The sequence below is a fragment of the Shewanella xiamenensis genome (assembly GCF_014647135.1).
Taxonomy (GTDB): domain Bacteria; phylum Pseudomonadota; class Gammaproteobacteria; order Enterobacterales; family Shewanellaceae; genus Shewanella; species Shewanella xiamenensis.
On the sequence record NZ_BMOP01000041.1, the window covers coordinates 1 to 16,361 of the forward strand.

13 protein-coding genes are annotated in these 16,361 nt (G+C 46.9%); all 13 read right to left on the minus strand.

What is annotated here, in order from left to right; all coding sequences use genetic code 11:
- Nucleotides 1–787: elongation factor Tu (locus IEY09_RS19575; RefSeq protein WP_188872337.1), on the minus strand; the 787-nt coding region annotated here is incomplete at its 3' end.
- 71 nt (nt 788–858) lie between these two features.
- Nucleotides 859–2,955: an elongation factor G gene (gene fusA / locus IEY09_RS19580; protein WP_037418387.1), complete on the minus strand. Its 2,097-nt coding sequence runs from the start codon at nt 2,953–2,955 to the stop codon at nt 859–861.
- A 78-nt stretch (nt 2,956–3,033) separates the two neighbouring features.
- Entirely contained in the window at nt 3,034–3,504 is a 471-nt protein-coding gene (gene rpsG / locus IEY09_RS19585) for a 30S ribosomal protein S7 (protein ID WP_011070613.1), read from the minus strand.
- Nucleotides 3,505–3,584: 80 nt separating this feature from the next.
- Nucleotides 3,585–3,863 carry an uS12 family ribosomal protein gene (rpsL, locus tag IEY09_RS19590; RefSeq protein ID WP_188872339.1) on the minus strand — a complete coding sequence of 93 codons (279 nt, stop codon included), beginning with the start codon at nt 3,861–3,863 and terminating at the stop codon, nt 3,585–3,587.
- A 179-nt stretch (nt 3,864–4,042) separates the two neighbouring features.
- Nucleotides 4,043–8,260, minus strand: coding sequence for a DNA-directed RNA polymerase subunit beta' (rpoC, locus tag IEY09_RS19595; protein WP_047539809.1), 4,218 nt, complete (start codon nt 8,258–8,260; stop codon nt 4,043–4,045).
- An 83-nt stretch (nt 8,261–8,343) separates the two neighbouring features.
- Nucleotides 8,344–12,381, minus strand: a complete 4,038-nt coding sequence (gene rpoB / locus IEY09_RS19600) for a DNA-directed RNA polymerase subunit beta (protein WP_037418393.1) — start codon at nt 12,379–12,381, stop codon at nt 8,344–8,346.
- A gap of 242 nt (nt 12,382–12,623) precedes the next feature.
- A complete protein-coding gene (gene rplL, locus IEY09_RS19605) occupies nt 12,624–12,992 on the minus strand; it encodes a 50S ribosomal protein L7/L12 (protein ID WP_007644333.1) in 369 nt (122 codons plus the stop codon).
- Nucleotides 12,993–13,046: 54 nt separating this feature from the next.
- Nucleotides 13,047–13,547: a 50S ribosomal protein L10 gene (gene rplJ / locus IEY09_RS19610; RefSeq protein ID WP_011070609.1), complete on the minus strand. Its 501-nt coding sequence runs from the start codon at nt 13,545–13,547 to the stop codon at nt 13,047–13,049.
- Nucleotides 13,548–13,812: 265 nt separating this feature from the next.
- The gene (rplA, locus tag IEY09_RS19615) at nt 13,813–14,514 is read right to left on the minus strand and encodes a 50S ribosomal protein L1 (protein WP_011070608.1); all 702 of its coding nucleotides are present in this window, start codon (nt 14,512–14,514) and stop codon (nt 13,813–13,815) included.
- A gap of 4 nt (nt 14,515–14,518) precedes the next feature.
- Nucleotides 14,519–14,947, minus strand: a complete 429-nt coding sequence (gene rplK, locus IEY09_RS19620) for a 50S ribosomal protein L11 (protein ID WP_011070607.1) — start codon at nt 14,945–14,947, stop codon at nt 14,519–14,521.
- A 127-nt stretch (nt 14,948–15,074) separates the two neighbouring features.
- Complete coding sequence (gene nusG, locus IEY09_RS19625; RefSeq protein ID WP_011070606.1) at nt 15,075–15,626, minus strand: transcription termination/antitermination protein NusG; 552 nt, start codon at nt 15,624–15,626, stop codon at nt 15,075–15,077.
- 9 nt (nt 15,627–15,635) lie between these two features.
- Nucleotides 15,636–16,007 (minus strand): preprotein translocase subunit SecE, encoded by a 372-nt coding sequence (gene secE, locus IEY09_RS19630; RefSeq protein WP_037418403.1) that lies wholly within the window; start codon nt 16,005–16,007, stop codon nt 15,636–15,638.
- A 271-nt stretch (nt 16,008–16,278) separates the two neighbouring features.
- Nucleotides 16,279–16,361: EF-Tu C-terminal domain-related protein (locus tag IEY09_RS19635; RefSeq protein ID WP_080034449.1), on the minus strand; the 83-nt coding region annotated here is incomplete at its 5' end.

A 16,361-nucleotide genomic window follows, 5' to 3' on the forward strand; every position in this document is an offset into this window, starting at 1 on the left:
CACCTGCACGACCTTCGTCAAGCAGCTTACGGAACATTTCTACGCCAGTACAAGTTGTTTTAGAAGTCGTGCGGATACCAACGATTTCTACTTCGTCGCCCACTTTAACGATACCACGCTCTACACGACCTGTTACTACTGTACCACGGCCAGAAATAGAGAATACGTCTTCGATTGGCATCAGGAATGGCTTATCGATATCACGCTCTGGCTCTGGAATGTAAGAGTCTAAAGCTGCTGCCAGCTCAAGGATCTTCGCTTCCCACTCTGGCTCGCCTTCTAGCGCTTTCAGAGCTGAACCTTGGATTACTGGTAAGTCATCACCTGGGAAGTCGTATTCTGATAACAGTTCACGTACTTCCATTTCAACTAATTCTAACAGCTCAGCATCGTCAACCATGTCACATTTGTTCATGAATACGATGATGAATGGTACGCCAACCTGACGAGACAGCAGGATGTGCTCGCGAGTTTGTGGCATTGGACCGTCTGTAGAAGCAACTACCAGGATCGCGCCGTCCATCTGTGCAGCACCAGTGATCATGTTTTTAACATAGTCAGCGTGGCCTGGGCAGTCTACGTGTGCGTAGTGGCGAGTTGGGGTGTCATATTCGATGTGAGAGGTATTGATGGTAATACCGCGCTCACGCTCTTCTGGAGCGTTATCGATTTGAGAGAAGTCTTTAGCTTCACCACCGTAGGTCTTAGCCAGTACGTGAGAGATAGCTGCAGTCAGAGTGGTTTTACNTACGTGAGGCTTACTACGTTCAAATTTAGCTTTTGCCACGATATATTCCTTTCTTTTCAGAATAGTCCTGCATTGACAGGACCATATTACATTTATGTCGTAACTTAAAATTAGCTACGAGATTCAATAATCGCTTTCGCAATGTTTTGCGGTGCATCAGTGTACTTCAAGAACTCCATGGAGTAAGAAGCACGACCCTGAGTTGCAGAACGCAAATCAGTTGCATAACCAAACATTTCAGAAAGAGGCACTACTGCATGGACTATTTTGATGCCACCAAAGCCATCATCCATACCTTCAATCAAACCACGGCGACGGTTTAAATCACCAACAACATCACCCATATAGTTTTCTGGAGTAGTTACTTCTACTTTCATGCAAGGTTCGAGCAACACAGGTTTCGCCTCAAGCGCACCCTTTTTGAAGCCCATAGAACCCGCAATTTTGAACGCCATTTCATTCGAGTCCACATCATGATATGAACCATCGAACAGAGTGACCTTCACGTCCAATACAGGGAAGCCAGCGAGAACGCCATTCTTCATCTGCTCTTGGATACCTTTATCAACCGCAGGGATGAATTCACGTGGAACTACACCGCCAACGATTGCGTTGATAAATTCGTAACCAGCGCCTTCTTCATTAGGCTCTAGTTTTAACCAAACATGACCGAATTGTCCACGGCCACCTGATTGGCGTACAAATTTACCTTCAGCCTCAACTGATCCACGAATGGTTTCACGGTAGGCCACTTGTGGCTTACCTACGTTACACTCAACACCAAATTCGCGACGCATACGATCAACGATAATGTCTAAGTGTAACTCACCCATTCCAGAAATCAGTGTTTGTGATGATTCTTCGTCAGTCTCAACCCGGAATGAAGGATCCTCTGCTGCAAGTTTTTGCAGTGCGATACCCATTTTGTCCTGGTCGGCTTTTGACTTAGGTTCAACGGCAATGGTAATTACAGGTTCTGGGAACTCCATGCGTTCCAAGATTACTTTGTGGTCATTATCACAAAGTGTATCACCCGTGGTTACGTCTTTTAGACCAATAGCCGCGGCAATATCACCTGCACGGACTTCTTTCAGTTCTGTGCGGTCGTTAGCGTGCATCTGCACGATACGGCCAATACGTTCACGTTTCTGTTTAACAGAGTTGTAAACGCCAGAACCTGATTCGAGTACGCCTGAGTACACACGAATAAAGGTTAAAGTACCCACGAACGGGTCTGTAGCAATCTTAAATGCCAACGCCGCAAAGGGGGCATTGTCATCTGATGGGCGCTCAACTTCTTGCTCATTGTCATCGATGCCCTTAATCGGTGGCACATCGACTGGTGCTGGCAAGAATTCTACTACCGCATCAAGAACCGCTTGAACGCCTTTGTTCTTAAATGCAGAACCACAGGTCGCTAAAACGATTTCATTATTTATAGTACGTTGACGCAGTGCTTTTTTGATCTCTTCTTCTGACAGGGTACCTTCTTCAAGATACTTGTCCATCAGTTCATCAGAGGCTTCAGCGGCTGCTTCAACCAGATACTCATGCATTTCAGCTGCTTTAGCAGCTAAATGTGCAGGGATCTCTTCATAAGAGAACGTCATCCCCTGGTCCGCTTCGTTCCAGTTAATGGCTTTCATCTTGATTAAGTCGATCACGCCAGTGAAGTTTTCTTCTGCGCCGATATTTAATTGGATCGGTACACAAGTTGCTCCAAGGCGAGTTCTGATTTGCTTCACTACACGTTCAAAGTCCGCGCCTGCACGGTCCATCTTGTTGACAAATACGATGCGTGGAACGCGGTATTTGTCAGCTTGACGCCACACGGTTTCTGATTGAGGTTCAACACCTGAAGCACCACAGAAAACCACAACAGCGCCGTCAAGAACGCGCAAAGAACGTTCAACTTCAATAGTAAAGTCAACGTGACCAGGGGTATCGATGATATTGATGCGGTGTTCAGTGAATTGAGCATCCATACCACGCCAGAAAGTAGTGACAGCAGCCGAGGTGATAGTAATACCACGCTCTTGCTCTTGCACCATCCAGTCAGTGGTCGCGGCGCCGTCATGCACCTCACCGATTTTATGAGACAAACCGGTATAGAACAGAACACGTTCTGTTGTGGTGGTTTTACCTGCGTCCACATGAGCACAAATACCGATATTACGATAACGCTCAATTGGGGTTGTACGAGCCACGATTATACCCTCTCCACCAAAACCTAAGTCTTGGCAATATCAACAACAATGGTGTGGGCCTAAGCCCACACCATCAGATTACCAACGGTAATGAGCAAAGGCCTTGTTAGCTTCAGCCATGCGGTGCACGTCTTCACGCTTCTTAACAGCAGTACCTTTGTTTTCAGACGCATCTAGCATTTCACCTGCTAGACGTAAAGCCATAGATTTTTCACCACGCTTACGTGCAGCTTCAACTAACCAGCGCATCGCCAGTGCGTTACGACGCACAGGACGAACTTCACATGGTACCTGGTATGTAGAACCACCCACGCGACGAGATTTAACTTCGACTGATGGGCGAACGTTGTCCAGGGCTGCTTCAAGGATGTCTAAATGGTTAGCGCCTTTCTTTTCAGCGATAACATCAAGAGCCTTGTAAATGATTTTTTCAGCAGTCGACTTTTTGCCGTCCTGCATAATGACGTTGATGAACTTAGCCAGCAACTCACTGTGAAACTTTGGATCTGGTAGGATTTTACGTTGTCCTACAACGCGACGTCTTGGCATAACAATTCTCCGTATGCTTCAGGGATTTCCAAAACTGGAATTCTCAAAATAAACTAGCTTGGCCTTACTTAACGGATACGTTAAGACTTAGGACGCTTAGCACCGTACTTAGAACGGCTTTGGCGACGTGAAGTCACGCCTGCACAGTCTAATGCGCCACGAACAGTGTGGTAGCGAACACCAGGTAATAGACGCACACGAGCTACTTTACGTAGTGCAGAGTTAGGTTTTTTAGGGGTAGTTGTGTACACACGTGTACAAACACCACGCTTTTGTGGGCACGCATTCAACGCAGGCACATTAGTCTTGTCGACTTTTGGCGCGCGTGGCTTACGTACCAACTGGTTTACAGTTGCCATGTATAGCTCCGAGTCAGTTGAATCAAACTCAACGATAAGGTGTGAAAAATCTATATCCCACAATGGTGGGACGCGGAATTTTAGAAAGGTAAAGCCTAACTGTCAAGAAATAGCCAACTTTTGCGGCATATTCCAATAAAAAAGGCGCCAACGGCGCCTTTTTGTTACAAACTGATTACTTAATCTTGGCTGCCAGCCAAGTTTAAGAGGTCTGCAAGGTTTTGTTCTGCTTCACTTGCAGTGATCTTATTCACTACAACTGGCTCGTCTTTCTTAGCACGGGCATCGTTACGGGTCTTGTGATAAGCGTAACCAGTACCGGCTGGGATCAGACGGCCAACGATTACGTTTTCTTTCAGACCACGTAAGTTATCAGACTTGCCGCCTACGGCAGCTTCTGTCAGTACGCGAGTTGTTTCTTGGAACGATGCTGCAGAGATAAACGATTCTGTTGCCAGAGACGCTTTGGTAATACCCAGCAGTTCACGTTCGAAGGTCGCAGGCACTTTGCCTTGTTCGATCAGGTCGCGGTTAGCGATCTTCACGCGAGACACTTCTACTTGTTCGCCTTCTAAGAACTCACTATCACCTGCAGAGGTGATTACGCACTTACGCAGCATTTGACGGATGATCACTTCGATATGCTTATCGTTGATCTTCACGCCTTGTAGACGATATACGTCTTGTACTTCGTTCACAATGTAGTTAGCTACGTTGTGGATGCCACGTAGACGCAGAATGTCGTGCGCCGCTTCTGGACCGTCAGCAATAACTTCACCACGTTCGACTTTTTCACCTTCGAACACGTTTAAGTTACGCCATTTCGGGATCATCTCTTCGTACTGTTCACCGCCATCCGCTGGTGTAATCACCAGACGACGCTTGCCTTTAGTCTCTTTACCAAACGAGATGGTACCAGAGATTTCCGCCAGAATTGCTGGCTCTTTTGGCTTACGAGCTTCGAACAGGTCAGCAACGCGTGGTAGACCACCCGTGATGTCGCGTGTTTTAGACGATTCTTGTGGAATACGTGCTAACGCGTCACCCACAGCGATTTGCGCGTTGTCGTCGAGGTTAACGATCGCACTGCCTGGTAAGAAGTATTGTGCAGGTACTTCAGTACCTGGGATCATCAGGTCGCTACCGTCGGCACCAACCAGACGGATCATTGGGCGCATTTCTTTACCCGCTGAACCACGTTGACCCACGTCGAGGATCACGATTGAAGACAGACCTGTCAGTTCGTCTGTTTGACGAGTCATGGTCACGCCGTCGATCATGTCAACGAACTTAATACTACCCGCCACTTCAGTGATGATTGGGTGAGTATGTGGGTCCCAGTTAGCGATGATATCGCCTGCTTCTACTGATGCTTCTTCTAACTTCTCGAGCACAGTACCGTAAGGCACTTTATAACGCTCTTTCTCACGACCTAATTCGTCGATGATTGCCAGTTCAGAAGAACGAGAAACGATAACCAGCTTGCCGTCTGTGTTTGTTACGTACTTAGCGTTGTGCAGTTTCAACGAACCTGAGTTCTTCACTTGAACGTTGTTTTCTGCAGAGGCACGTGACGCAGCACCACCGATGTGGAACGTACGCATCGTTAACTGTGTACCAGGTTCACCGATGGATTGTGCAGCCACAACACCGATCGCTTCACCGTGGTTGATGATATGGCCACGAGCCAAATCACGGCCGTAACAGGCAGCACACACACCAAAATCGGTATCACAGGTAATGACTGAACGAACAATCACTTCATCGATTGAATGCTCTTCTAACTTGTCACACCATGCTTCATCGAGCAGGGTGTTACGTGGTGCCAGTACGTCTTCAGTGCCTGGATAGAACACATCAACAGCAACCACACGACCCAGTACGCGTTCACGTAATGGCTCAACCACATCACCACCTTCGATCAGCGGCTTCATGGTTAGACCTTCGTGAGTACCACAATCGTCTTCAATGACGACTAAGTCTTGAGCAACGTCTACCAGACGACGAGTCAGGTAACCCGAGTTCGCTGTCTTCAATGCAGTATCGGCAAGACCTTTACGCGCACCGTGAGTAGAAATAAAGTACTGAAGTACGTTTAGACCTTCACGGAAGTTAGCGGTAATTGGCGTTTCAATGATCGAACCGTCTGGTTTCGCCATCAGACCACGCATACCCGCTAACTGACGGATCTGTGCAGCACTACCACGAGCGCCAGAGTCGGCCATCATGTAAATGCTATTGAACGAAGCTTGTTTTTCTTCAACGCCATCACGGTTAATCACTGTCTCAGTTGACAGGTTTTCCATCATCGCTTTAGAAACTTTTTCGTTCGCACTTGCCCAGATGTCGATAACTTTGTTGTAACGCTCACCGGCAGTAACCAGACCTGATTGGAACTGCTCTTGAATTTCGAGCACTTCGGCTTCAGCGTCAGCAACTAAGGTGTACTTCTCAGCTGGGATCACCATGTCGTCGATACCGACAGATGCACCAGAGATAGTGGCGTAACGGAAACCTGTATACATCAGTTGGTCAGCGAAGATAACGGTATCTTTCAGACCTAATTGACGGTAACAGGTGTTCAACAGCTTAGAAATCTGCTTTTTGCCCATGTTCTGGTTAACCAGATCAAATGACAAACCTGCTGGCAGAATCAATGACAGCAGAGCACGACCGACTGTGGTATCTACGATACGACGTTGTTCAGTACGCTCACCATTGTCACCGATAACGGTTTCAGTGATACGCACTTTCACGCGGGCATGCAGTTCAGCAGCGCCAGTTGCATAAGCTTTTTCAACTTCAGCAACAGACATAAAGTACATACCTTCACCACGGCCGTTAATACGCTCACGGCTGGTGTAGTACAGACCTAATACCACGTCTTGTGATGGAGTGATTACAGGCTCGCCGTTGGCTGGTGACAGGATGTTGTTGGTAGACATCATCAGGGCACGGGCTTCAAGCTGCGCTTCCAGTGTTAACGGTACGTGTACCGCCATTTGGTCACCGTCGAAGTCGGCGTTGTATGCCGCACAAACGAGTGGGTGTAACTGGATGGCTTTACCTTCAATCAGTACAGGTTCGAACGCTTGGATACCGAGTCTGTGCAGTGTTGGTGCACGGTTAAGCATCACTGGATGTTCGCGGATCACTTCATCCAGAACGTCCCAAACTTCCGCCACTTCACGCTCTACCATCTTCTTAGCCGCTTTGATGGTTGTCGCTAAGCCACGACCTTCCAGCTTGCCATAGATGAATGGCTTGAACAGTTCCAGTGCCATCTTCTTAGGAAGACCACATTGGTGCAGACGTAAAGTAGGACCTACGGTAATTACCGAACGACCAGAGTAGTCAACACGCTTACCTAACAAGTTCTGACGGAAACGACCTTGTTTACCTTTGATCATATCGGCCAAAGATTTCAGAGGACGTTTGTTAGAACCGGTAATAGCACGACCACGACGACCGTTATCTAATAGCGCATCAACAGACTCTTGTAACATACGCTTTTCGTTGCGTACGATGATGTCCGGCGCAGCTAAATCTAACAGACGCTTCAAACGGTTGTTACGGTTGATCACGCGGCGATACAGATCGTTCAGATCTGACGTCGCGAAGCGGCCGCCATCGAGCGGTACCAGCGGACGTAAGTCAGGTGGTAACACAGGCAGTACTTTTAAGATCATCCACTCTGGCTTGTTACCAGAAGTGTGGAACGCTTCCATCAACTTAAGACGCTTGGTCACTTTCTTGCGACGAGTCTCAGAGTTGATTGATGGCAGCTCTTCACGCATTTGTTCGATTTCTTTTTCAAGATCGATTGCGCGCAGCAGTTCTAATACCGCTTCAGCACCCATCTTGGCTTCGAATTCGTCACCGTACTCTTCTAATGCGTCCAGATAGTTTTCTTCTGTCAGCATTTGGCCACGCTCAAGGCTGGTCATGCCAGGCTCGATCACGACGAAAGATTCAAAATACAGTACGCGCTCGATATCACGCAGCGTCATGTCCAGCATTAAACCGATACGGGACGGCAGTGATTTCAAGAACCAAATGTGGGCAACTGGGCTAGCCAGTTCAATGTGACCCATACGCTCACGACGTACTTTAGTCTGGGTAACTTCTACACCACACTTTTCACAGATCACACCACGGTGCTTCAAACGCTTGTACTTACCGCACAAACATTCGTAATCTTTGACTGGGCCAAAGATACGCGCACAGAACAGACCTTCACGCTCAGGCTTGAAGGTACGGTAGTTAATGGTTTCTGGCTTCTTAACTTCACCAAAAGACCAAGAACGGATCAGATCAGGCGATGCCAGACCAATTTTGATGCCGTTAAATTCTTCAGTCTTGCTTTGCTGTTTCAGAAACTTTAATAAGTCTTTCACGTTTCTCTCCTGAAGGAGTTAAACCGGGTGCTCCGCGACTGCGGAGCACCATTCTGTTGCCAAACGTTGCCTTAAGGCGACGCTTATTCCTGATCCAACTCGATATTAATACCGAGTGAACGGATCTCCTTCAGTAATACGTTGAAGGACTCTGGCATGCCAGGCTGCATCTGATGGTTACCGTCGACGATGTTCTTATACATCTGAGTACGACCGTTAACGTCATCCGATTTCACGGTGAGCATTTCTTGAAGCGTATAAGCGGCACCGTATGCTTCGAGTGCCCACACTTCCATCTCCCCGAAACGCTGACCACCGAACTGAGCTTTACCGCCCAATGGTTGTTGAGTTACTAAGCTGTACGAACCAGTAGAACGGGCGTGCATCTTGTCGTCAACTAAGTGGTTCAGTTTGAGCATGTACATGTAACCAACAGTTACTGGACGCTCAAATTCGTTACCGGTACGACCATCAAATAATTTCAGCTGACCAGAGGTTGGCAAGCCTGCAAGCTCAAGCATCTGCTTGATCTCTTTCTCTTTAGCACCGTCGAAGGCTGGCGTAGCAACTGGGATACCGCCTTTCAGGTTGTTCGCTAAGCGCAATAACTCATCGTCAGTGAATGAATCGATGTCAACGCGCTGCTGCACTTCGTCACCTAATTCGTACACTTGCTTGATGTAGTTACGAACTTCTGCAAGTCCCTTCTCGCGCTGATCTTCCAGCATGGCAGCAATCTTGTTACCAATACCTTTAGCCGCAGCACCTAAGTGAACTTCAAGAACCTGACCGATGTTCATACGTGATGGAACGCCTAGCGGGTTCAATACGATGTCCACAGGGTTGCCTTGCTCGTCGTACGGCATGTCTTCAATTGGGTTAATCTTAGAGATAACACCCTTGTTACCGTGACGACCCGCCATCTTGTCACCAGGTTGGATTGTACGTTTAACCGCTAAGTAAACCTTAACGATCTTCAGTACGCCTGGCGCCAAGTCATCACCTTGGGTGATTTTGCGACGTTTGATTTCAAACTTCTTATCGAAGTCTGCTTTCAGCTCTTCATGCTGTTCAGCTAATTGCTCAAGCTCAGTTTGTTTGGCTTCATCGTCAATGACTTGAACCAATACATCTTTACGTGGCAATGCTGCAATTTGTGCTTCAGTGAAACCGGCACTTAATAATAAGTTGCGCGCACGGCTCAATACGCCTTCTTCAAGGATCTTGAACTCTTCGCCTAAGTCTTTACGAGCTTGGGCAATGTGCATTTCTTCGATTTCAATGGCGCGTTTGTCTTTCTCAACGCCGTCACGGGTAAATACCTGAACGTCGATGATGGTACCTTTAACAGAGTTAGGTACACGCAGTGAGCTGTCTTTCACATCAGACGCTTTCTCACCGAAGATGGCGCGCAGTAACTTCTCTTCTGGAGTCAGTTGTGTTTCGCCTTTTGGCGTCACTTTACCTACCAGAATGTCACCGCCCTTCACTTCTGCACCGATGTAAACGATACCTGACTCGTCGAGTTTCGACAGCGCAGATTCACCTACGTTCGGAATGTCAGCCGTGATTTCTTCGCTGCCCAGTTTGGTATCACGAGCGATACAAGACAGCTCTTGAATGTGGATAGTGGTGAAACGGTCTTCCTGTGCAACACGCTCAGAGATTAAGATCGAGTCTTCGAAGTTGTAACCGTTCCAAGGCATGAACGCGATACGCATGTTCTGGCCAAGGGCTAAGTCACCTAAGTCAGTAGACGGACCGTCTGCTAACACGTCACCACGAACGACTGGCTCACCAACAGAACAACATGGACGTTGGTTGATACACGTGTTTTGGTTAGAACGGGTGTACTTAGTCAGGTTGTAAATGTCGATACCCGCTTCGCCTGGGCGCAGCTCGTCTTCATTTACTTTAACGACGATACGGCTCGCATCAACGTAATCGATCACACCGCCACGTTTAGCGGCAACTACTACGCCTGAATCCACAGCTAACGTGCGCTCAATACCCGTACCGACCAGAGGCTTCTCTGATTTCAGTGTTGGTACTGCTTGACGTTGCATGTTCGCACCCATCAATGCACGGTTGGCGTCGTCGTGTTCTAAGAACGGGATCAGTGACGCAGCAACAGAAATGATCTGTTGTGGCGATACGTCCATGTATTGAATGTCAGACGCGCGCATAAAGGTAGATTCACCTTTGTGACGACATGCGATCTGCTCTTCAACCATGCGGCCTTCAGAGTCAACTTCGATGTTCGCCTGTGCAATCACATAACGACCTTCTTCAATCGCTGACAAGTATTCCACTTCGTCAGTGATCACACCGTCTACCACTTTGCGGTATGGTGTTTCTAAGAAGCCGTATGAGTTAGTACGGGCAAAGCTTGCTAATGAGTTGATTAGACCAATGTTTGGACCTTCAGGGGTCTCAATTGGACATAAACGACCATAATGCGTTGGGTGTACGTCGCGGACTTCGAAGCCTGCACGTTCACGGGTCAAACCACCTGGGCCAAGAGCAGAAATACGACGCTTATGCGTTACTTCTGACAGCGGGTTGTTTTGGTCCATGAATTGTGACAGCTGAGAAGAACCGAAGAACTCTTTCACTGCAGCAGAAATTGGCTTAGCGTTGATTAAGTCTTGTGGCATCAGCTCGTTCAGATCGCCTAATGACAGACGTTCACGCACGGCGCGCTCAACACGGACCAGACCAACACGGAATTGGTTTTCAGCCATCTCACCCACAGAACGAATACGACGGTTACCTAAGTGGTCGATATCGTCCACTTCGTCGAAGCCGTTACGGATGTGAATAATGTTCTTCATTACAGCAACGATGTCTTCTTTAGACAATACACCGCTACCTTCGTCATCAGGAATGCTGAGACGACGGTTGAACTTCATACGACCGACTTTAGACAGGTCATAACGTTCTTCGCTGAAGAATAAGTTTTGGAACAGGGCTTCTGCTGCATCTTTGGTTGGTGGCTCACCAGGACGCATCATACGGTAGATCTCAACTAACGCTTCTAAGCGGTTAGTGGTTGGATCAATACGCAGAGTGTCAGAGATGTAAGCACCGTGGTCCAGCTCGTTAATGTATAACGTGCTCAGCTCTTTGATACCTGCCAGTGATAACTTAGCTAAGTCTTCTAAGCTGATTTCACTGTTAGCAGAAACTAATACTTCACCCGTGTCCGGATCGATGTAATCTTGAGCAGCATATTTGCCCACGATGTACTCAACTGGTACTTCGAGTTCTGTGGTATTGGTTTTTTCAAGCTGGCGAATATGACGTGCAGTCACGCGACGGCCCGCTTCAACCAATACAGTGCCTTCTGCATCCTTGATGTCGTAGCTGGCGGTTTCGCCACGCAGACGCTCAGGGACTAAGGTCATAACCAGAGTATCTTTCTTGATCTTGAACTCAACGCGTTCGAAGAACAGGTCAAGGATCTCTTGAGTAGAGTACTCTAATGCACGCAGAATGATGGTCGCTGGCAATTTACGGCGACGGTCGATACGTACGAATAGTGCATCTTTAGGATCGAATTCAAAGTCTAACCATGAACCACGGTAAGGGATGATACGTGCGTTATACAGTACCTTACCTGATGAGTGGGTTTTACCACGGTCGTGATCGAAGAATACGCCTGGGCTGCGGTGTAATTGAGAAACGATTACACGCTCAGTACCGTTGATAACAAAGGTACCGTTGTCAGTCATCAATGGGATATCACCCATGTAGACTTCTTGTTCTTTAATATCTTTTACAGTGCCTGCCGCTGCTTCACGGTCATACAACACCATGCGTAATTTAACGCGCAGTGGAGCTGAATATGTAACACCACGGATCTGACACTCTTTCACATCAAAAACAGGCTCGCCAAGCTTATAGCTGACGTATTGCAGTTCTGAATTACCAGAAAAGCTCTTGATGGGAAAAACGCTACGGAAGGCGGCTTCAAGACCGCGCTCACCGGTAGGATCTTGATCGGTGAACTTCTTAAAAGAGTCTAACTGAATAGACAAAAGGTAAGGAATATCCAACACCTGTGGACGCTTACCAAAGTCTTTGCGAATACGCTTCTTTTCAGAATAGGAGTAAACCATGGGTTTCCTCTGCTTACGAGATGTGACCAAGACTGAATCAATAACTTAAGTTATTACATTCAGCACGTTTGCCCATCACCGTTGATGGCAAGAACCTAACCAGTAATCTCTGCTAGGGACTGCAAAATCTGGCGACAAACGGTGAAAAAAAATCGCCGGCGCATATAGCGCAAAAAAGGCCGACGGTTAAAAAACCGCCAGCCTCCACCCAAGTGGCTTGGGTGAGCAAGCTAAATAATAGCTTACTTGATTTCTACTGAAGCACCAGCTTCAACTAGTTCTTTCTTCAGAGCTTCAGCTTCTTCTTTAGAAACGCCTTCTTTAACTGCTACTGGAGCAGCTTCAGACATTGCTTTAGCTTCTTTCAGGCCTAAACCAGTTGCGCCACGGATGGCTTTAATAACTGCAACTTTGTTGTCACCGTGTGCAGTCAGAATTACGTTGAATTCTGTTTGCTCTTCAACAGCAGCAGCAGCTTCGCCACCACCAGAAACAACAGCAGCAGCGGCAGAAACGCCGAACTTCTCTTCCATTGCTTCGATCAGTTCAACAACTTCCATTACAGACATAGCTGCAAAGGCTTCTAAGATTTGGTCTTTAGTGATAGACATAACAAATGTTTCCTATTGTTCTGAATTCAATTCTATTAAGCAGCCAGCTTGAAATTAAGCGGCTTCTTGTTTTTGATCGCGCAGGGCGGCCAGTGTACGAACGAACTTGCCAGCAGATGCTTCTTTCATAGTCATCATTAACTGTGCTAGTGCTTCTTCGTATGTTGGCAGTTTCGCCAAACGATCAATGTCAGCTGCAGGGATGAAATTCCCTTCAAAGGCTGCGCCTTTAACTTCGAAGTTAGCTTGCTCTTTAGCAAAGTCTTTTAACAGACGAGCTGCAGCACCTGGGTGCTCGTTAGAGAAAGCAATCAAAGTTGGGCCAGTGAACGTTTCTGCTAGGCACTCAAATGCAGTACCTTCAACAGCACGACGAGCCAGAGTGTTACGTACTACACGTACATAAACACCAGCTTCGCGAGCTTTTTTACGCAGACCGGTCATAGCACCTACAGTTACACCGCGAGAATCAGCGGCAACTGCAGATAGCGCACCTTTGGCAGCTTCGTTGACTTCAGCAACAATCGCTTTTTTGTCTTCGAGTCTTAATGCCATTGGCTTTACTCCTGGATTCTACCTAGGGTATTCCCTAGTATTTACCATACTAAATACTTATGTATTTAGTGACTTACGGTGCAGATTATCCAGTAAAAAAATTTAGCTGGGGCCTGACACCGTCTACGCAGGAAATTAAGTAAACCGTTAAAGTAAACACCTGCGGTCTTGGACGGAAGCCTAATTAATGATGCTTAAAGCATCAAAAACAGGCTTCAACCCACAAAGTGCGCGCATTATAGACTAATGCACTCACCTTGTAAAATTAGTTAGCTGTTTCGAGAGAAGCTTGGTCAACAGCAACACCTGCACCCATAGTGGTGGAGATGCTTACTTTTTTCACGTATACACCTTTTGCAACTGCAGGCTTAGCCTTTTTCAGTGCAGAGATTAACGCTTCCAAGTTTTCTTTCAATTGAACTGGTGTGAAATCCACTTTACCGATAGTAGTGTGGATAATACCGTTCTTGTCGTTGCGGTAACGAACTTGACCTGCTTTAGCGTTCTTAACTGCTTCAGCAACGTTGGGCGTTACTGTGCCAGTTTTTGGGTTAGGCATTAAGCCACGTGGGCCTAAAATTTGACCTAACATACCAACAACGCGCATTGCGTCTGGAGATGCGATAACTACGTCAAAGTTCATTTCACCGGCTTTGATTTTCTCAGCCAGATCATCCATACCAACAAGTTCAGCACCAGCAGCTTTAGCAGCTTCAGCATTTGCACCTTGTGTAAATACTGCAACGCGAACGTCACGACCAGTACCGTGTGGCAACACAGTTGCACCACGAACGTTTTGGTCAGATTTACGTGGGTCGATACCCAGGTTAACAGCAACGTCAACACTTTCAACGAACTTAGCAGTTGCTAATTCTTTTAACAGAGCAACAGCATCGTTGATTTCGTATAATTTAGTACCGTCAACTTTCTCGCGGATTACGCGCATGCGTTTAGTTAGTTTTGCCATTATATTAACCCTCTACAACCAAACCCATTGAACGCGCAGTACCTTCGATTGAGCGAGTCATCGCTTCAACATCAGCACCAGTCATATCGGCGGCTTTCATTTCAGCAATTTCCTGAATCTTAGCACGAGCGATAGTACCTACTTTCTGAGTGTTTGGACGTGGAGAACCTGATTTCAGGCCTGCAGCAGTCTTCAGTAAGTAAGAAGCTGGCGGAGTCTTAGTTTCGAAAGTGAATGAACGGTCACTGTATACAGTGATCACGACTGGAATAGGCATGCCTTTTTCCATTTTTTCTGTACGAGCGTTGAACGCTTTACAGAATTCCATGATGTTCACACCTTTCTGACCCAGAGCTGGACCAACTGGTGGTGAAGGGTTCGCAGAACCTGATTTCACTTGTAGCTTAATATAAGCATCAATCTTTTTTGCCATCTGACATTTCCTCAGTTTGGGTTCAAACGCATATCAGCGACATGCCAACATGCTCCCCCGAAAACAACGGGTGCGGATTATATAGAAATCCGCACCCGTTGCCAAACGGATTTTGTATTTAATTTAATCAGCCTTTTTCGACCTGACTAAAATCGAGCTCAACTGGTGTAGAACGACCGAAGATCATTACCGACACTTTTACGCGGCTCTTGTCATAATCCACTTCTTCAACGGTACCGTTAAAGTCAGCAAATGGACCATCACATACACGCACCACTTCGCCTGGCTCAAAAATAACGCGGTGAGTTGGCGAAGCTGTGGTTTCTTGTAAGCGACGCAGAATAGCATCCGCTTCTCTATCTGAAATTGGAGCAGGACGATCAGATGTTCCGCCAATAAAGCCTAAAACACGCGGGATGCTTTTGACTAAATGCCAGCTATCATCGTTCATTTCCATCTGGACCAAAACATAACCAGGGAAAAACTTACGCTCGCTCTTACGACGCTGGCCTGCACGCATTTCAATGACTTCTTCAGTCGGAACTAAGACTTCACCGAAGTATTGTTCCATGCCGTGCATTTTAATGTATTCAATCAGTGACTTACAAACTCGGCCTTCATAGCCAGAGAATGCCTGCACTACATACCATCTTTTTTTAGCTTCTTTAGCTTCAGTCATTCGAGGTGCCTATACGCCAGTGATAAAATTGACAATTCGCATTAACACTGCATCTAAACCCCATAAAATGAGAGCTAAGATACCTGTTGCAGCAAGGACAATAAAAGTGGTGTTAAGCGCTTCTTGACGTGTTGGCCATACGACCTTACGCACTTCAATTTGCGACTCACGCGCGAATGCTAAAGCTTTTTTACCCTTTTCGGTTTGCAGGGCAATAAAACCAGCAATAGCGAATGCAACGATAACAGCCAGTGCGCGGATCACGGCACTCGCCTCGCTATACATTTGATTGCCAATAACAGCAGCGGCCAGCAATAGGATCGCTAAACCCCACTTCACGATATCCAGAGAGTTAGTCTGGTTTTCAGTATTTGTTGTCATCGGTTATTCCGTTACTCAATACGGCCTGAGCTTGAGCACAATAATTAGGGACATACGACCCAGTTACAATACGCTTTAGATACTCTGAATCCCGAATACCCTTAGAAACGCATGTTGCATAAGCTCAGGGTCAAAAATCGGCCATAGATTGTATTCTGATTCGACTTTGTTAGCAAGGATGCACAACAGTTGCAACCCACAAAACCCACTAAATAATCGACTTAAACAAAAAAGGAAGCCTAAGCTTCCTTTTTTCTAATCACAATTGCTATTAAGCAATGATCTTAGCTACAACACCAGCGCCTACTGTACGGCCACCTTCACGAATTGCGAAGCGTAAACCTTCGTCCATCG